A 15,900-nucleotide genomic window follows, 5' to 3' on the forward strand; every position below is an offset into this window, starting at 1 on the left:
ACTTAATGAAAATCTATGCATATAAATGAAGTTATAAAAAAAATATTACGTAAATTTGGAGTCGAGGTTCACAGGTTTTCCCCTGCGTCTTCTCCTACAGCCCAGCTTGTTGCTTCATTGCAGAAATTTGACATTGATCTTGTTTTCGATGTGGGGGCTAATGCTGGGCAGTTCGTGACTGAGATGCGAGATGGGGGATTTGAAGGGAATGTGCTCTCATTTGAGCCGCTCACGTCTGCTTATGATGACTTACAGAAGGTTAGTGAAAGAGACTCAAAGTGGGATCTTTATCCTCGCTGTGCTTTAGGTGATAAGGACGGAGAGATTGAGATCAACATAGCAGGAAATTCAGCAAGCAGTTCAGTGCTTCCAATGCTTGATAGTCATTTATCTGCAGCCCCACATACTGCCTATGTGGGGAAAGAGTCAGTGCCTTTACTGACTCTCGACGGGGTTGCTCCGACCTATATTGAAAAATATCAGAATCCATTTCTGAAAATAGATACCCAAGGATTTGAATGGGCAGTGTTGGATGGCGCATCGAATATCCTTCCGCAAATACGCGGCGTACTATTAGAGCTTTCGCTCATCCCTCTTTATGAGGGGCAGTATTTATGGGAAGATGTTGTCTCAAGGATGAAGCAGGAAGGTTTTACTTTGTGGGCGATTCAGCCCGGATTTACTGACCCTCATGATGGCCGTACATTGCAGTGCGACGGAATATTTTTCAGGTTACCATAATTTTTAAAACAAGAGAGAATAACGTGATTTCTTTAAAGAATATGATAAAAAATCTTTTTGTGATCTTGGATCCAGTCATTGCCTTATTGGGCCTGATTGGTTATCTGGGCGTCTTTGCAAGGCGAGCAATGGCATCATCCAAGAAGTCTTTACCATTTACGCGTTGGGTTTTTTGTAAGTTGGGCTATTTGCCTATTCGGGATCACTACTATGAACCTTTAACCTTTGATGCAGCCGGCTCTAAGTATAGGGGAAGGATTGCTCAGCGCCTGTTTAATGGAGAGAAGGATTATGATTTTTTTCGTTCCATTGCTCGACCTGAGGAATTCAAACTAAATTATACTGAGGGTGGCATAAACGAAGCCGGGTTTAAATTTAATAATGGGTCTTTTGAGTCAGGAGACGCTGAAGCACTGTATTACTTCGTGCGCAGTCTAAAGCCCAATAGAATCATTGAGATTGGGGCTGGTCATTCCAGTCTGATTGTCCATGCCGCCATGAAGTTGAATGCTGCTGAAGGTGCTCAAGGAGAGCATGTTATCATTGAGCCATATGAAAACCCTTGGTTAGATAAACTTGGGGCAACGGTGATTCGTGAGCGGGTCGAGTTGGTTGATGATTCAGTATTTCAGGACCTTGGGGAAGGGGATATTTTGTTTATCGACTCCAGCCATGTCGTGAGGGCGCAAAATGATTGTGTGTTTGAGTACACTGAATTACTTCCAAGCTTAGGCTCTGGCGTAGTTGTTCACATTCACGATATTTTTTCCCCTTTTGATTATCCCGAAGAGTGGCTGAATCAGACGTTCCATTTGTGGGCTGAGCAGTATCTATTGGAAGCGATGCTGGCAAATGGAAACGATTGGAAGGTGCTGGCTCCATTGAATTGGTTGTCTAAAGACACTGAGCAATTCAGTGAACTCTGTCCGTTTTTTGAAGAAGGACGTATGCCTGGCTCAATGTGGATTAAGAAGGCGTGAGCCTTGGGCTGGGACAGGGGAAATTGCTGACCATCGTTTGTGCTACAAAAAATGCTGGTTCGACAGTTGAAAGTTTTCTACTGTCGTATGGTGAGCAAAAAACGGATAAGACTGAGTTGGTCATTGTTGATTCGTGTTCGAAGGACGATACCTTACTTATCCTTAATCGACATCAGGATCAAATAGATCAGATGCTTGTTGAGGGTGACCGTGGCATCTATGAAGCTTGGAACAAGGGCATTAGGTTGGCTAGTGGGGATTTTGTTTGTTTTATTGGTGCGGATGACATAATAGCTGACGGAGCAATTGATGAGATCCTGTCAATTATCAAGTCAATGCAAAAAGTTGATTATATTCATGGTTACAATGTTTCAACTGAGAATGGTGTGCCCAAGGGTATAGTCGGACGTCCTTATGATTCATATACCATAGAAAAGTACATGCCAATGGCCCATGTGATGTCTGCACATCGTAAAGCATGGCTGATTAAAAGTGGGATGTTCGATGAGACCTATAAGTCATCAGGCGACTATGAGTTTTTGTTAAGAGTCAAGGATTCCATGTGTGTTGTAGAGTCAAAAAAAATATTCTCTTATGTTGAAGACAATGGCATAAGCCGGGGGAGCACGATGCCAATATATGAGGCATTCCGTGCGAAACGAAGTCATGGCGTAGGGATGGCTAGATCGGTTACTTGGTTGGCTAGAGGGTTGATAGGGCATTACATTAGGTGTTTGTTCGAAAGGTGAATAAACTATCATTGAGTCTCGTAGCATTTTTGCTGTTGGATGAGCTTGTGAATCTGTTTTCCCCATTTTCCAGTGGTTTAGGGCTATTTGTTTTTTTAATATTTTTTGTATTTATGCACCCACTCCCTTTGAGGTTAAGATTTAATGATATGGCGGGCAACATGGAGAGTTACCTTCATACTGGGCTTGCTGCCATATTACTCATCTTTTGCTATTCATTATTAGCTTCAGCAAATTCACCATGTCAGGGTGATTATGTTTTTTCTTTTGCTACAATGTTTATTTTTACGATTTCGTGGTTATTGTTTGAAATCTATACCCCTTCCTTATCCAAGACGAAGCTTATTGAGCCGAGTCATGCACTGGTGGGTTTGACTCTAGTCGCTGTCTTTTTGCTTATTTCTACGCTTGGCCTCGATCTGTATGAGTTGTTATTGAAGGGGAAGGTCAACCGGCCATCGGGTCTTTATTTAGAACCAAGCCATCTTATATTGTATAGTGCTCCATTGATGTTTTTATCCATTGGTGATCAGAAAACTCGGCCTCTAGCTGTATTGCTGATACTTTTAATATGTGTCTTGGCTTTTTCTGCCACTGTTGCCGTATTGTTTAGCTTGACTGTGATTCTGGCCATGATACATAAAGCGATGAACTCGAGTGTAGGATTCAGTAGAAAGAACAAGTTGATTATGGTTGTCGTCAGTATTGTGCTGTTGGCATTTTATCTGAAATATGAAGTATATTTAGTAGATAGACTATACGGGCTGTTGGATTATGAGCATACAACCAACTGGAGTTCTCTCGTGTATTTGAACGGTTGGCTTTTGGCCTACTCATCGGTTTATCATACCTCCGGGTTAGGGTTGGGGTTGGGGAGTATGGGGTGTTCTGAACTTATTAATTACGATAGGGTGACTTTGGCAGATATCATGTATCCAGGGAGTGGTGGGCTTATAACAAATTTACGAGACGGCTCTTTTCTTGTTTCTAAGATAATTTCTGAATTGGGATTCTTGGGTATAATGTTGTTGCTTTTGGCACTTCTTCGTTTATTGCAAATATTGTTGCTGGGATTTAAAGGGAAGTTTGATTTAGAATTGGTTGGTATAATCGCGTTAGTGTTTACAATATTGTTTGTTCGAGGTTTGCCATACTTCTCAGCCGTTATTGTTTATAGTTGGTTGTTGTTGAGGGTATTTGTTTGGAATAATCAATCTCGATATTATCCTGTTCATGTGGATGGGAAATAAAGCTCCTGCTGTTTTGTGGAACGTTATCTAATACGCAGTTATATTAAAGTCATTGAAAATGATAAATGAGGTGGTTAACTTGAATCCAAAGCTTCAAAGAGTCCAGCAGGTGCTTCGTCAATCAGGATTGCTAACTATTACAGAGAAGTTGCGCTACTGGTTGAGTGTGGTTCGATATAATCAAAGTAACAAAACGTTTATTTCCAAACATCCTGATTTCAAGGTCCCACCTCAAGCATTGGCATATGATGCTTATTCGGCACCGGACTGGGAATATTACATGGCTAGTGGGCTTAGTACTGCAAAAGCATTGTTTGATATTGCCGAGAAGAACTTGGATGTTATGCCTGCAAAGGTGCTTGAATGGGGCTGTGGCCCTGCGCGCGTCGTTCGTCATATGCCTGCTGTTTTTGGACCTGGAACAGAAGTTTATGGCTCTGATTATAATTCAGATTCAATCGGCTGGTGCGCGTCAAATGTTCCCGATGTGAAGTTTGTGAAGAATGAACTTAATCCTCCTTTTTCATTTGATTCAGAATGTTTTGATCTTGTTTATTCTATATCAGTATTTACACACCTTTCAGAAGCCGTTAGCTATGAATGGATTGATGAATTGATTCGTGTTGTTAGGCTGGGTGGAATTCTAATTATATCAACAAATGGAGACTCCAGGCTTGGTGTTATGCTTCCAGAAGAAGTTGATGCCTATAACGCAACTGGAATTGTTATTCGAGATAAATTTGAAGAGGGGAAAAAGATGTTTTGGGCGTGTCATTCTCCTGATTACCTTAGAATGAAACTTTTTAAAGATTTGGAAGTTTTAGATCATAAACCTGCGGGCTTCCCTCATACTGGACAGGACATGTGGGTGCTTAGGAAGCCTAAGCTCGTTTAGCGATAGGCTGTAAATACTGTATGCTTATAATAGACAAATTGGAATCTTATGGTTTTCTTGGGTTCGCAAGGTTGTGTTTTCAATTGATGAAAACGCGTCTTTTTTATTCTCCAGCCAGATTAATACGAGGTCCTTTTTGTCTGCGTGGTAGATCCAGAATTGTATGGGGGAAAGGTTTTACAACTGGAGTTGGGGTGCGTTTGGATGCTTTTGGAGAAGGGCGTGGAAAATGTTTACGTATTGGAAAAAATGTTCAGCTAAATGATTATGTTCATATAGCAGGCATTGAGTCTATTGATATTGGAGATGATACACTTATTGCCAGTCGAGTATTTATTAGTGACCATAATCATGGAGCTTACGATACCAAAGATGCCTTGTCTTCTCCCGATGTGGCCCCCGCTACTCGGCCTTTGATATCTTGCCCGGTCTCAATAGGGAAAAAAGTATGGATTGGTGAAAACGTATGTATTTTACCAGGTGTTACCATTGGAGATGGCGCAATAATTGGTGCGGGAGCTGTGGTGACCAAGGCAGTTCCAGCAAGAAGTATTGCTATTGGAAACCCCGCTAGAGTTGTGAGAATTTTTAATGATGATATGGGCGAATGGGGTCGAGTGTGAAAAAGAAAATTGTAATTTCTGCAATTAACTTTAGTGAAGGTGGCCCTTTAACAGTACTTCGTGATTGCACTTTGGCGGCAGCTGAATTGCTGAAAAATGAGTGGGAAATAATAGTTCTAGTACATAAAACATCTTTGATAGAAATACCTGGTGTAACCCTTATCGAATTTCCGTTGTCGCGGAGATCGTGGTTTATTCGGCTTTATTATGAGTGGTTCTATTTTAAAAAGCTGTCTAAGGAAATTAAGCCAGATGTCTGGCTCTCACTTCATGATATTACTCCCAGAGTAATCGTTCCTCGGCAGGCTGTTTATTGCCACAATCCGGCTCCTTTTTATCAGATATCTTTACGTGAAGCATGGTTGGATCCAACGTTTCTTTTATTTAATCTTTTTTATCGTTATTTGTATGGGATAAGCATTCAACATAACAGATACGTTATTGTTCAGCAGCAATGGCTAAGGTCAGAGTTTAAGCGTTTGTTTGATGTGAAAGATGTAATTGTCGCACGTCCAGCGATCAGGCTTGGCAAGATTCAAGAGCAAGAGGCGAATGACAACAAAGATAAATACATATTTTTTTATCCAACCCTTCCCAGGGTATTTAAGAACGTTGAGCTTGTATGTGAATCAGTGCAGCTACTAAATCAAGCTGGCATCTCTAATGTTGAAGTGAGGGTTACTTTAGATGGCAGTGAAAATAGATATGCTGCTTATCTGGTTCAACGTTACGCTTGCGTTGAAGGGGTTACTTTTATTGGTCGGAAAAATGCACAGGAAATGGCTCAACAATATTCTGAAAGTGATTGTGTTTTATTTCCCTCCAAGCTTGAAACTTGGGGGTTGCCTATTAGTGAGGCTAAGGCAATGAATAAGCCTCTGTTGATTGCTGATCTACCATATGCTCATGAAACAGTAGGAGAATATGATATGGTCAGCTTTGTGAATGTATTTGATCCAGTTGGATTGTCAGAAATAATGAAATCCATAGTCGGAGGTGAATGGGAGTTCTCTCATGCAGGAGCTACTACCCCAGAAGAACCTTATGCTAGGAACTGGTGTGAACTGTTGTCGTTGTTGACTGCAAGCCACTGAATTTTCTGAGTAGGGTAATAAATGGGTTATGGTGACGCTGGCTTCAAATCGGTATCTAGTTAGGGTGTCTGTCTAATAAAAGTTCTGGTTAAATGGAATTGGCCGGAAGTTTATTTTCATAATTATAAGTATAAAAGTGATGCATTCATTCTATTGATCAGGGCCAATAGGATGATAAATTTTCTCAGGTTTTATTTCTGGTGAGGTGGATGGTTTATGAGTGTATGCCAGGTTAATACCCTTTCGGTTTCAATTGTTGTCTATTTTCCTGATGTTCCCATATTAGAGAGAACCTTTGCATCCTTAATTGATGCTGTTCTGCATGCACGGCTTGAAGGCGTGTTGTCTGATGTACGTCTTGATATTATAGACAACACTTCGGTTGAGGCTGCGCCGATTGATGTAAGTATGTTTGACGTATTGCAGGATTTCGAGGTTTATTTAAAGCATGGCCATGGAAACGTAGGTTATGGACGAGGACATAATTTAGGAATCAATGAAACTAAGAGTCAAGTACACCTAGTTCTTAATCCGGATGTGTTTTTGGAGCAAGATTCACTAGTTGTGGGGCTGCAATACTTGAATAAACACCACGATGTTGGACTGGTGGCCCCTAGGTCATTTGATGAAAATGGAAATGAGCAGTTTCTTTGCCGTAGATACCCAACTGTTTTAGTGCTCTTGTTCCGTGGTTTCTTACCAAATTTCAATAGCGCGTTTATTCGTAAAAAGCTGTTTTACTATGAAATGCGTGATGTTATTAATGATTCGGTTAATTCTATAGATGTCCCTATTGCAAGTGGTTGTTGCATGTTGTTTCGAACCGATAGCCTTAAAAAGGCAGGCGGATTCTCGGACGATTTCTTTATGTATTTTGAAGATTATGACCTTTCCTTGCGAATTGGAGAGTTTAACCGGGTTCTTTATTTGGGAAGCATGCGCATTGTTCACTTGGGAGGAGGGGCATCGCGCAAAGGGTTAGGGCATATCCGGATGTTTGCTAAATCAGCATTTTCCTTTTTTAGAAAGCATGGTTTAAAGTGGTTTTGAATGAAATGTCTTTTATAATGTTATGCATGGGATTGTTGACAGGATGAGCATCATTACATCTGAATTCCAGATGGATTCCATTCTTTTTTCACATGGAAGTATGAAGTTATGAAGAATGTTCTGGTAACTGGGGCTACGGGCTTTATAGGTAAAAATTTGTGCGGCGTACTGTCTAGGAAACATGTTGATCTTAATGTTTTGGGGCGAAAAAAAACTGGATTTAATGCCAAATTTCACTTGTGGAATTTTGAGGGAGACTTAGATCCCGATTGTCTTCACGGTATCGATACAGTCTTTCATCTTGCAGGAAAGGCGCATGCTTTGGCAGAAACCAATCAAGATGTTGATCAATATTCTTACATCAATACCGACGCAACAGAAAGGCTCCTGCAAGCTTGTCAGAAAGCAGGTGTGAAAACCTTTGTTTATTTCAGTAGTGTGAAGGCTGCTGGAGACATTGAGGGTTCGATGGATGAGTTGGTTTCAGTTTTACCTGATACACCCTATGGACAATCCAAAAAAGCCTCGGAAGAGCTTGTTCTCGAAGGTGGTTATGTGCCGCATCCGGTTGTGATCAGGCCTACTATGGTTTACGGTAATACGGAAAAAGGGAATCTGCCTAAAATGATCAAGGCCATAGATTCCGGGAAGTTTCCGCCTCTGCCCGAGGTGAATAACCGACGCTCAATGGTGCATGTCGATGATGTGGTTCAGGCCGCAATGCTTGCTGCTGAGCATGCGGAAGCTGCTGGCCAAATCTATATTGTGACTGATGGTGAAAGCTATTCGACCCGGCAGATGTATGAGTGGATATGTGAGGCGCTGCATAAACCTCTGCCTGTATGGAACCTTCCTCTTTTTGTTCTGAAATTACTGGCAAAAGTCGGAGATTTAATTGGTGCTCTTCGTGGGCGGAGATTTGTTTTTGATTCCGATGGGCTGGATAAGCTGACTGGCTCCGCCAGCTATTCATCCGCCAAAATTGAACGGCAGCTTGGCTTTAAGGCGAATCGAAATTTAAGGGAAGCTCTGCCTGAAATCGCCCAATACCTTGGGGTCTTAAAGTGATTCTGTTGCTTGCATTTTCACTATCTTTGATGCTCTGTCTGCTGTTGGCATCAAGGCATACTCCGATAAAGATTCTCGATTTGCCGAATGAGCGTTCACTGCACAAAACGCCGACCCCGCATACCGGAGGTATCGGTATCATTTCTGCCATTTTCATAGCATGGGCTGTGTATGCTCTGATTTATGCGATGCCTGATGTGATGGGCTGGATTGCCGTTTCAGCTCTGCTGGTTGCCGGTATTTCTTTCATTGATGATTATCGCGAACTATCTCCGCTAATCCGGCTATCGGTACATGCTCTGTCTGCCGTGGTACTGCTAGCCGGTGGTCTGGTCATGTTCGATGGCTGGATCGGCACGCTGCTGACCTGGTTCACCATCGTATGGATGCTTAATCTCTACAATTTCATGGACGGAATGGATGGCTTTGCTGGTGGTATGACCCTTTCAGGCTTTGGTTTTCTTGCCGCTGCAGGTTGGATGCAGGGTGCGAGTGAATATACAATCTCTACGCTGTTGGTTGCTGCTGCAGCGCTCGGTTTTCTCTGTGTTAATTTTCCTCCAGCCAGAATATTTATGGGTGATGTCGGTTCCGCCACACTTGGTCTGTTGGCCGCCGCCTTCAGTCTCTGGGGGATTCAAAGTGGTCTATTCTCCTTGTGGTATCCACTGATTGTATTTTCGCCATTCGTGGTGGATGCAACGGTGACACTGATTCGACGCTTATTGAATCGGGAGCGTATCTGGGAAGCACACCGATCCCACTATTATCAGCGACTGGTTCAGCTGGGTTGGAGCCATAAAAAGACCGTGCTGGCTGAGTATGTGATCATGTTGCTGACGGGCGGTTCAGCCTTGGTGGTTCTGCAGATCAATTCAGTAGTTGCGACTGTTGCTATTTTGGTTGGCTGGAGTTGTATATATCTGATCATTGCCATCTTGGTTCATCGCCTTGAGTTGGATGTGATAGAGTGAGCTTGTTAGCGCTAACCAATGGTTTACTCTGCATTGCTGCACTTGCATTCCCTTTCTCGGTAGCAGCATCTAACGTGGTGCTGGGACTTGCCTTGGCAGTGGGGCTACTTTCGGGGATCTGGTGGCAGGGTGCGAAAGCTTGCTGGTCCGATTTTCGAATACTGAGTATTACATTCTCTGCCTACTTTGTTTTACTCCTATTGGGGGTGCTTTGGAGTCAGGACTTTGCATGGGGAATACATATACTTGGTCGGCACTGGTTTTGGCTGCTGTTGCCGATTCTTTGTTTCTCTTTAAAGGATGAGAAGTGGTGTAGATATTTTTTAATCGCTCTGTCGACAGGGCTTACACTTAATTTGCTGTACTGTGTTCTGCAATCGTTTGGTTATGTGCATGTGACAACAGATGGTTCGAGCGCAGATAATGCTACCGGACACATAGGCCATATAGGGTTTGGGACTGTATACGGCACATGGGCGGCATGGTTACTTTATATGGGTTGGCAAACACAAGGGAAGGTGAGCTGGGTATACTGGATAGTGGCTTCATGGGCATATTTGATGGTGTTTTCTGCTCAAGGGCGGAGCGGTTATGTTGTCGCTACGGTTCTTGCTTGCGCCGTTCTTGTGAAGTGTTTTGTTGGTCATGCCCATTTGAAGAAAAACCTGCTTGTGACTGCTGCCGTGCTACTGCTATTTACTACACTACTTGCTGTAGGTCCGGCCAAGGAGCGCTTACAGGGAACCTGGATGCTTGTTTCCGGTCAGCAGCAAGATGCTGAAGGGTTTTGGCAAAAGAATGCAGTTGCAGCCGCGTCTTCTAGAATAGAGATGTGGCAGACCACCCTTGATATTTACATGGATAATCCTGTGTTTGGCGTTGGGACGGGTGGTCTTCCAAGTGCAGTTGCCATGATAAAGGAGGAGGGGCGTTCGGCATCCCCGTTCACTTTCACACATCCGCACAATCAGTATTTACTTGCGCTGGTTCGATGGGGGCCGACAGGCCTTCTGCTGATGTTGGTTTTGTTCTTTGTCTGGGCACGGGAAGGGTGGCGGCTTGACTGGAGAGCATCGCCAACGGCTCCTCTTGTTTTCCTGCCTGCGTTGGCTCTTGTTATCCATGGTTTAAGCTCATCGTCTCTGGAAGAACATTTTTCTGCTATACTGGCTGTACTATTGCTTGGAACCGGATTGTCCGGCAACAGAGATCATAATAAACAAGGAGGAGAAAAATGAAAATAAAACATCTTCTTGTGTCTCTGTTTGTTGCAGTTTTTATGTTGGCTGGCCCCGTGTGGGCTGGAGAAAAGGTCAACCTCAATTCGTCAACAGTGACGGAACTACAGGCTGTGAAAGGTATTGGTGAGGCAAAACTGGCCAAAATCAAGGGTGCTGTTGAAACAGACGACCATGATACAGGGGATAAGGCTAGTCATTAACAGGTTTAAAACGTATGGGGCTCGGCAGCTTCACGGATAGAGATTGCCGAGCCATCTTTTTTGTGAAGCATGGCTACCCATGAATAAGCTCAAGGTACTACGCAACCGTTCACTGGTGATCATTCACGATGTGCTGTGGATTCCCCTTGCGGTATGGCTGGCATTCTGGCTGCGCTTTAACCTCGACACGATTCCGTCATTTCATCTGGAGGCTATCCAGCTTCTTGTTTTGCTCGCACTGCCATTGCAGGCGACTTGTTTCTGGTACTTTGGTCTCTACAGAGGCATCTGGCGCTTTGCCTCTATTCCCGACCTTATGCGGATTTTCAAAGCTGTATTTTTAGGTGCGATATTTGCTTTTATCGCCCTGTTTGTCTGGCAGCGTCTGGAGGGTCTGCCCCGCTCGGTGATGATTCTTTATCCTGCAATTCTGGCTGTTGGTCTGGCTGCACCCAGACTGTTATATCGCTGGATCAAAGACAGACATCTCAATATTCGCTCCTTTGAACGTAAGCGGTCTCTGCTGATCGGGGCAGGTCAGGCTGGAGAGCTTCTGGTGCGTGATCTGCTCAAGTCGGGCCCATATGAGGCGGTTGGCTTTCTCGATGATGCCGAGCGACGGCAAGGCCAGGAGATTCACGGGGTTCGGATTATCGGCATGATTGATGATCTGGGAGAGATTATTGAGCAGCGCGGTATTGAGGTGGTGCTACTGACTCTGCCGTCAGCATCGCATCAGCTTATTCAGCATGTCGTAGAGCAGTGCCAGCAGCATAATGTGGTGTGCAGAACACTGCCTTCGGTGTCCGATCTGGCCGATGGCAAGGTTGAGGTATCCCGTCTGCGTCAGGTGCAGATTGAAGATCTGCTCGGACGTGAGACGGTGGAGCTGGATCAGAGCGGTATCCATCAGCTGCTGACCGGTCGCTGTGTGCTGATTACCGGTGCCGGCGGCTCCATCGGCTCAGAACTCTGCCGTCAGGTTGTACGCCACAGACCAGCACACCTGCTTCTTCTCGATCATGGCGAATTTAATCTCTACACCATTGAACAGGAGATCAGCGCCAAACTCCCGCTTGAAACACAACTACATGGTCTGCTCGGTGATATCCGGGACGAATCACGCATGAGCTGGGTATTTGAGCAGTTCAGGCCTGATGTGGTATTTAATGCGGCGGCCTATAAACATGTGCCTCTGGTGGAGGAGAATCCGGCAGAAGGGGTGAAAACCAATGTTTTCGGCACCTGTAGTATCGCTGATCTGGCGGTGCAGTTTGGGGTTAAGAAATTTGTGCAGGTATCCACCGATAAAGCGGTGAATCCGACCAATGTGATGGGCGCAACCAAACGCACGGCTGAGATCTACTGCCAGAATCTTAATCTTCGTGCCGATCATACCGCCTTTATCACCACCCGTTTTGGTAATGTGCTGGCATCTGCCGGTTCGGTGGTGCCGCTGTTTCGCAAACAGATTGAAGCCGGTGGTCCGGTCACTGTAACCCACCCTGATATCACCCGATATTTTATGACTATTCCCGAAGCTGCAAGCCTGATTCTGCAGGCTGGCAGCATGGGGCAAGGTGGCGAAATCTTTGTGCTTGATATGGGTGAGCCGGTGAAGATTGTTGATCTTGCTGAGCAGATGATCCGCCTTACCGGTCTTGAACCGGGCAAGGATATTGAGATCACTTTCACTGGTTTAAGACCCGGAGAGAAGCTCTATGAGGAGCTGTTCCACGAGTCTGAACAGCTTAGCGCTACCACTCACCCGAAGATCATGCTGTCGGGAAGCCGGGTGGTTGCATGGGATGAGATGAAGCAGGTGATGGACGAGCTTCGCGCTGCCTGTGGCAAGCGCGATATACGGCTTATCTATAAGGGTTTACAGCAGCTTGTACCCGAGGCTGATTTCACAGCAGCAGATGGGAATGGGCGCGCTGAGTAGTTTGCAGGAAGCACTGACAGGCCAACATGTTGCAGTTGAGGTTGCGGTGTTTGCACCACTCCCCGGCAGCTTCACCTACCTCTGGCCACAACTGCTTGGTCAGCCTCTCTGCGGTATCCGTGTTCAGATTCCATTCGGCAAAGGCACGCGCTTCGGGCTGTTGCTCTCGATTACAGAAGTTTCTGATGAGCAGAGTCAGACACTAAAAGCAGTCGCTGACCGACTCGATATTATGCCTCTACTGGATCAGTCGCGTCTGGCATGGCTTGAGCGGGTAGGGCGCTACTATCTTGCTGCACCGGGCGAGCTCTGGAGCAGTGCACTGGGCTGGGCCCTGCAGGATGATCTGCGCCGTTTTCGTGCTCCCGACCCGAGCCAGCTTGCCAATGATCCTCTGCTTGCCAATCTGTTCACAACGCGTGCCGCGGTCACCCTGAAAACTGTTTTGAAACGTGCGGCAGAGCAGGGGCTGACTTCAGGTGTTCGCTATGCGCTTCTGAGCGCTGTGGCATCGGGGGCTGTAGAGGTTGTGGCAACTGAACCATTCCAATCTGCCGAGCAGCAGGAGAGGGGTATCGAATTTGCTGCCACCGCAGATCAGCAGAGGGCGATTGATGCGTTAATTACTCACCTCGATACCTTTAAACCCTATCTGCTTTTTGGTCGCACCGGATCGGGCAAAACCGAGGTCTACCTTAAAGCCGCTGAAACGGTGGTGGCACAGGGTGGGCAGGTATTGGTGTTGGTGCCGGAGATAGGGCTCACACCGATGTGGCTTTCGCGCCTGACCGCGCGTTTTAATCATGTATCGATCTGGCATTCAGCACTTAGTGGTGGTGATCGATTGTCGGTACGTCAACACCTTGAGAAGGCAGATGTATTGATCGGCACGCGCTCGGCTCTTTTTCTGCCGCTGCCAAGGCTGAAGATGATTGTGGTTGATGAGGAGCACGATGCCAGCTTTAAACAGCAGGAGGGCATGACCTATTCGGCTCGTGATATGGCTGTGCTGCTGGCGCAGGAGCTGAACATTCCGATTGTGCTCGGCTCAGCCACGCCCAGCCTTGAGAGCTGGTCTCAGGTTGAGGCTGGTCGCTACCAACGTCTTGATCTTCCGCTGCGTGTCGCCTCCCATGATATGCCAATGCAGAGCCAGATCGTTGATATGCGCGGTATCGAAAATCCTCTCTCCGAACCACTGCTTACAGCCATGCGTGAAAACCTTGAGCGCGGCGATCAGACCATCCTGTTTCTTAATCGGCGCGGTTATGCCCCGGCGCTGCAGTGCACGGCCTGCGGTGATGTGCCGGAGTGTCCCGGCTGTTCGATCCGGCTCACCCTGCACAGGCGGGCAGGCCAGTTGCGTTGCCACACCTGCGGCTTCCGCCGTCGGGTGCCCAAAACCTGTGAGTCGTGTGGTGAAGATGCCTTTATGCCGCTGGGAGAGGGCACTGAGAAGCTGGAGGAGTATCTGCAAGCTTCAATCCCTGAGCTGCGCTTCTGCCGTTTTGATCGTGATGTCATTACCAGCCACACGCGTTTGACCGAAACACTCGCCGCCTTTGAGGGTGGAGAGCTTGATTGCCTGATCGGTACGCAGATGCTGGTGAAGGGGCATGACTTCCCCAATGTGACACTGGTGGGCGTGGTCAACGCCGATCTCGGCGTCAGCCTGCCTGATTTCAGGGCCGGAGAGCGCTGGTGGCAGCAGATGACGCAGGTGACCGGCAGGGCAGGGCGCGGCCATAAAGCCGGGCGGGTCATTATTCAGACGAGAATGCCTGAAGCTGACTGGCTGACGCGCATCTCTGAAGATGATGCCATGCAGACACTGACCGAAGAGCTGAAACTGCGTGAGATGCTCAGCTATCCACCCTATGCCCGCTGGGTGCGGCTGGTCTTCTCATCTACAAAGATTGAGCGGGCAACCGAGATTGCCATGCTCTTTGCCGGTCACTGTGAAAAACTCGAAGGGGTCAATGTTACCGGCCCGATGCCTTGCCCGTTGGAGCGGTTGGCTGGCAAATATCGCATCGAGGTGCTGCTGCGTGATGCCTCACGCAAGTTGCTGCCGTGGAAGCTGCAGCCGCTGCTCTCCGGCATGGTACCACCCAGAGATGTGCGTATTCGGGTTGATGTTGATCCGCAAGATATGATGTGAGCCCATCGTGGGCTCACACCCTTCGGGCTCGCTGAAGCGAGTCCAATTTCTCTATCCTGAGAAATTGTGATGTGATCATTTCCAACTAAATGTCCCGATTAAAGGAGCGGTCATCCGGGATTTGAGTCCGAGAGTTTAAAAGAGCTGAATTATTGGGCTACTGCTGAAATTTGAATTGGCGATAGTATCGGCAGCCGATGAATCAGGAGCAGTGATGAAAAAAGGTTTCATGAAGTTGGTTAAGGATGTAACCGCTGCTCGGGAAGCGTGGGATGAGTTGCCGCTGAAATTTGCGCTGAGCATGGTGCTGGCTGTTGTGGTCTGTGAAATGGCTGCAGGGGCTTTGCTGGCGGGCTATGCGTTGCAGACGCAGTTGCTGATTCTGCGGCTGGCCGAACTGGTTGTGATCGGACTGCTTATTATCTATTTCAACGTGGGGGATAACCTCGGACTGCGCAGACCCGATGCTGAAGGTGTGCGGGTCTTTGCGCTGCTGGCCGGTATGACGCTGGTTCTGTTTACGGCGCTTCTGCTGGTTTTCCGCTTGCTGGACTACCCACTGCTTGCGCATCTTACTGCACCGCCATGGCTTGCAGGTCTGGCCGGGCTGCTGCTTATGGTGCTGTTGGCACCTGTGGTGGAGGAGCTGCTGTTTCGCGGTCTGATCTTTCGCCTGCTGCGCCGATCTTTCGGCATGGTTTTGTCGGTGTTGCTGAGTGCAGGCTGCTTTGCCCTGATGCATGGGCAGCCTGAGCTGCCACAAATCTTCGGCGGTATTGTTTTTGCACTGGCTTATGAGTGGAGTCGCAATCTATGGGTTGCTGTTGCCCTCCACGCTGCTGGCAATGGCGCCATTCTGCTACTGGCTCTGTTTCATTAGAGCCAGCAGTGACAGGCCGTTTCTTTTTTGCGCTTGCTTCATAGAGTGG

The 15,900-nt window shown here is 46.7% G+C and carries 15 protein-coding genes; all 15 read left to right on the forward strand.

Annotation, left to right across the window (positions count from 1 at the left end; translation table 11 throughout):
- Positions 1-15: 15 nt before the first annotated feature.
- The 15 genes from F3F93_RS08510 (at position 16) to F3F93_RS08580 (ending at position 15,851) form a co-directional block, all read left to right on the forward strand.
- On the forward strand, positions 16-741 hold the full coding sequence (locus F3F93_RS08510) for an FkbM family methyltransferase (RefSeq protein WP_176958753.1): 726 nt from the start codon (positions 16-18) through the stop codon (positions 739-741).
- A gap of 23 nt (positions 742-764) precedes the next feature.
- Positions 765-1,721 carry a class I SAM-dependent methyltransferase gene (locus F3F93_RS12655; RefSeq protein WP_176958754.1) on the forward strand — a complete coding sequence of 319 codons (957 nt, stop codon included), beginning with the start codon at positions 765-767 and terminating at the stop codon, positions 1,719-1,721.
- Positions 1,718-2,470, forward strand: coding sequence for a glycosyltransferase (locus F3F93_RS08520; RefSeq protein ID WP_176958755.1), 753 nt, complete (start codon positions 1,718-1,720; stop codon positions 2,468-2,470). The genes F3F93_RS12655 and F3F93_RS08520 overlap by 4 nt, the downstream gene beginning before the upstream one ends.
- Positions 2,467-3,720: a hypothetical protein gene (locus F3F93_RS08525; protein ID WP_176958756.1), complete on the forward strand. Its 1,254-nt coding sequence runs from the start codon at positions 2,467-2,469 to the stop codon at positions 3,718-3,720. The genes F3F93_RS08520 and F3F93_RS08525 overlap by 4 nt, the downstream gene beginning before the upstream one ends.
- A 79-nt stretch (positions 3,721-3,799) precedes the next feature.
- Positions 3,800-4,615, forward strand: a complete 816-nt coding sequence (locus F3F93_RS08530; RefSeq protein WP_176958757.1) for a class I SAM-dependent methyltransferase — start codon at positions 3,800-3,802, stop codon at positions 4,613-4,615.
- Between the two features lie 86 nt (positions 4,616-4,701).
- Entirely contained in the window at positions 4,702-5,238 is a 537-nt protein-coding gene (locus tag F3F93_RS08535) for a DapH/DapD/GlmU-related protein (protein ID WP_241697061.1), read from the forward strand.
- Positions 5,235-6,332, forward strand: coding sequence for a glycosyltransferase (locus tag F3F93_RS08540; RefSeq protein WP_176958759.1), 1,098 nt, complete (start codon positions 5,235-5,237; stop codon positions 6,330-6,332). Before F3F93_RS08535 ends, F3F93_RS08540 begins: the two co-directional genes overlap by 4 nt.
- Positions 6,333-6,548: 216 nt before the next feature.
- Positions 6,549-7,382 carry a glycosyltransferase family 2 protein gene (locus tag F3F93_RS08545; protein WP_176958760.1) on the forward strand — a complete coding sequence of 278 codons (834 nt, stop codon included), beginning with the start codon at positions 6,549-6,551 and terminating at the stop codon, positions 7,380-7,382.
- Between the two features lie 108 nt (positions 7,383-7,490).
- Positions 7,491-8,450: an NAD-dependent epimerase/dehydratase family protein gene (locus F3F93_RS08550; protein ID WP_176958761.1), complete on the forward strand. Its 960-nt coding sequence runs from the start codon at positions 7,491-7,493 to the stop codon at positions 8,448-8,450.
- Positions 8,447-9,424, forward strand: coding sequence for a glycosyltransferase family 4 protein (locus F3F93_RS08555; RefSeq protein WP_206675407.1), 978 nt, complete (start codon positions 8,447-8,449; stop codon positions 9,422-9,424). Before F3F93_RS08550 ends, F3F93_RS08555 begins: the two co-directional genes overlap by 4 nt.
- Entirely contained in the window at positions 9,421-10,662 is a 1,242-nt protein-coding gene (locus F3F93_RS08560; protein ID WP_347239234.1) for an O-antigen ligase family protein, read from the forward strand. Before F3F93_RS08555 ends, F3F93_RS08560 begins: the two co-directional genes overlap by 4 nt.
- Entirely contained in the window at positions 10,659-10,865 is a 207-nt protein-coding gene (locus F3F93_RS08565) for a hypothetical protein (RefSeq protein WP_176958762.1), read from the forward strand. Before F3F93_RS08560 ends, F3F93_RS08565 begins: the two co-directional genes overlap by 4 nt.
- 79 nt (positions 10,866-10,944) lie before the next feature.
- Positions 10,945-12,810 carry a nucleoside-diphosphate sugar epimerase/dehydratase gene (locus tag F3F93_RS08570; protein ID WP_176958763.1) on the forward strand — a complete coding sequence of 622 codons (1,866 nt, stop codon included), beginning with the start codon at positions 10,945-10,947 and terminating at the stop codon, positions 12,808-12,810.
- Positions 12,794-14,971, forward strand: coding sequence for a primosomal protein N' (gene priA / locus F3F93_RS08575; protein WP_176958764.1), 2,178 nt, complete (start codon positions 12,794-12,796; stop codon positions 14,969-14,971). The genes F3F93_RS08570 and priA overlap by 17 nt, the downstream gene beginning before the upstream one ends.
- A gap of 214 nt (positions 14,972-15,185) precedes the next feature.
- A complete protein-coding gene (locus F3F93_RS08580; protein WP_176958765.1) occupies positions 15,186-15,851 on the forward strand; it encodes a type II CAAX endopeptidase family protein in 666 nt (221 codons plus the stop codon).
- The last annotated feature ends 49 nt before the right edge of the window (positions 15,852-15,900 follow it).

Origin of the sequence: Mariprofundus sp. KV, from assembly GCF_013387475.1 — a bacterium.
Lineage (GTDB): Bacteria > Pseudomonadota > Zetaproteobacteria > Mariprofundales > Mariprofundaceae > Mariprofundus.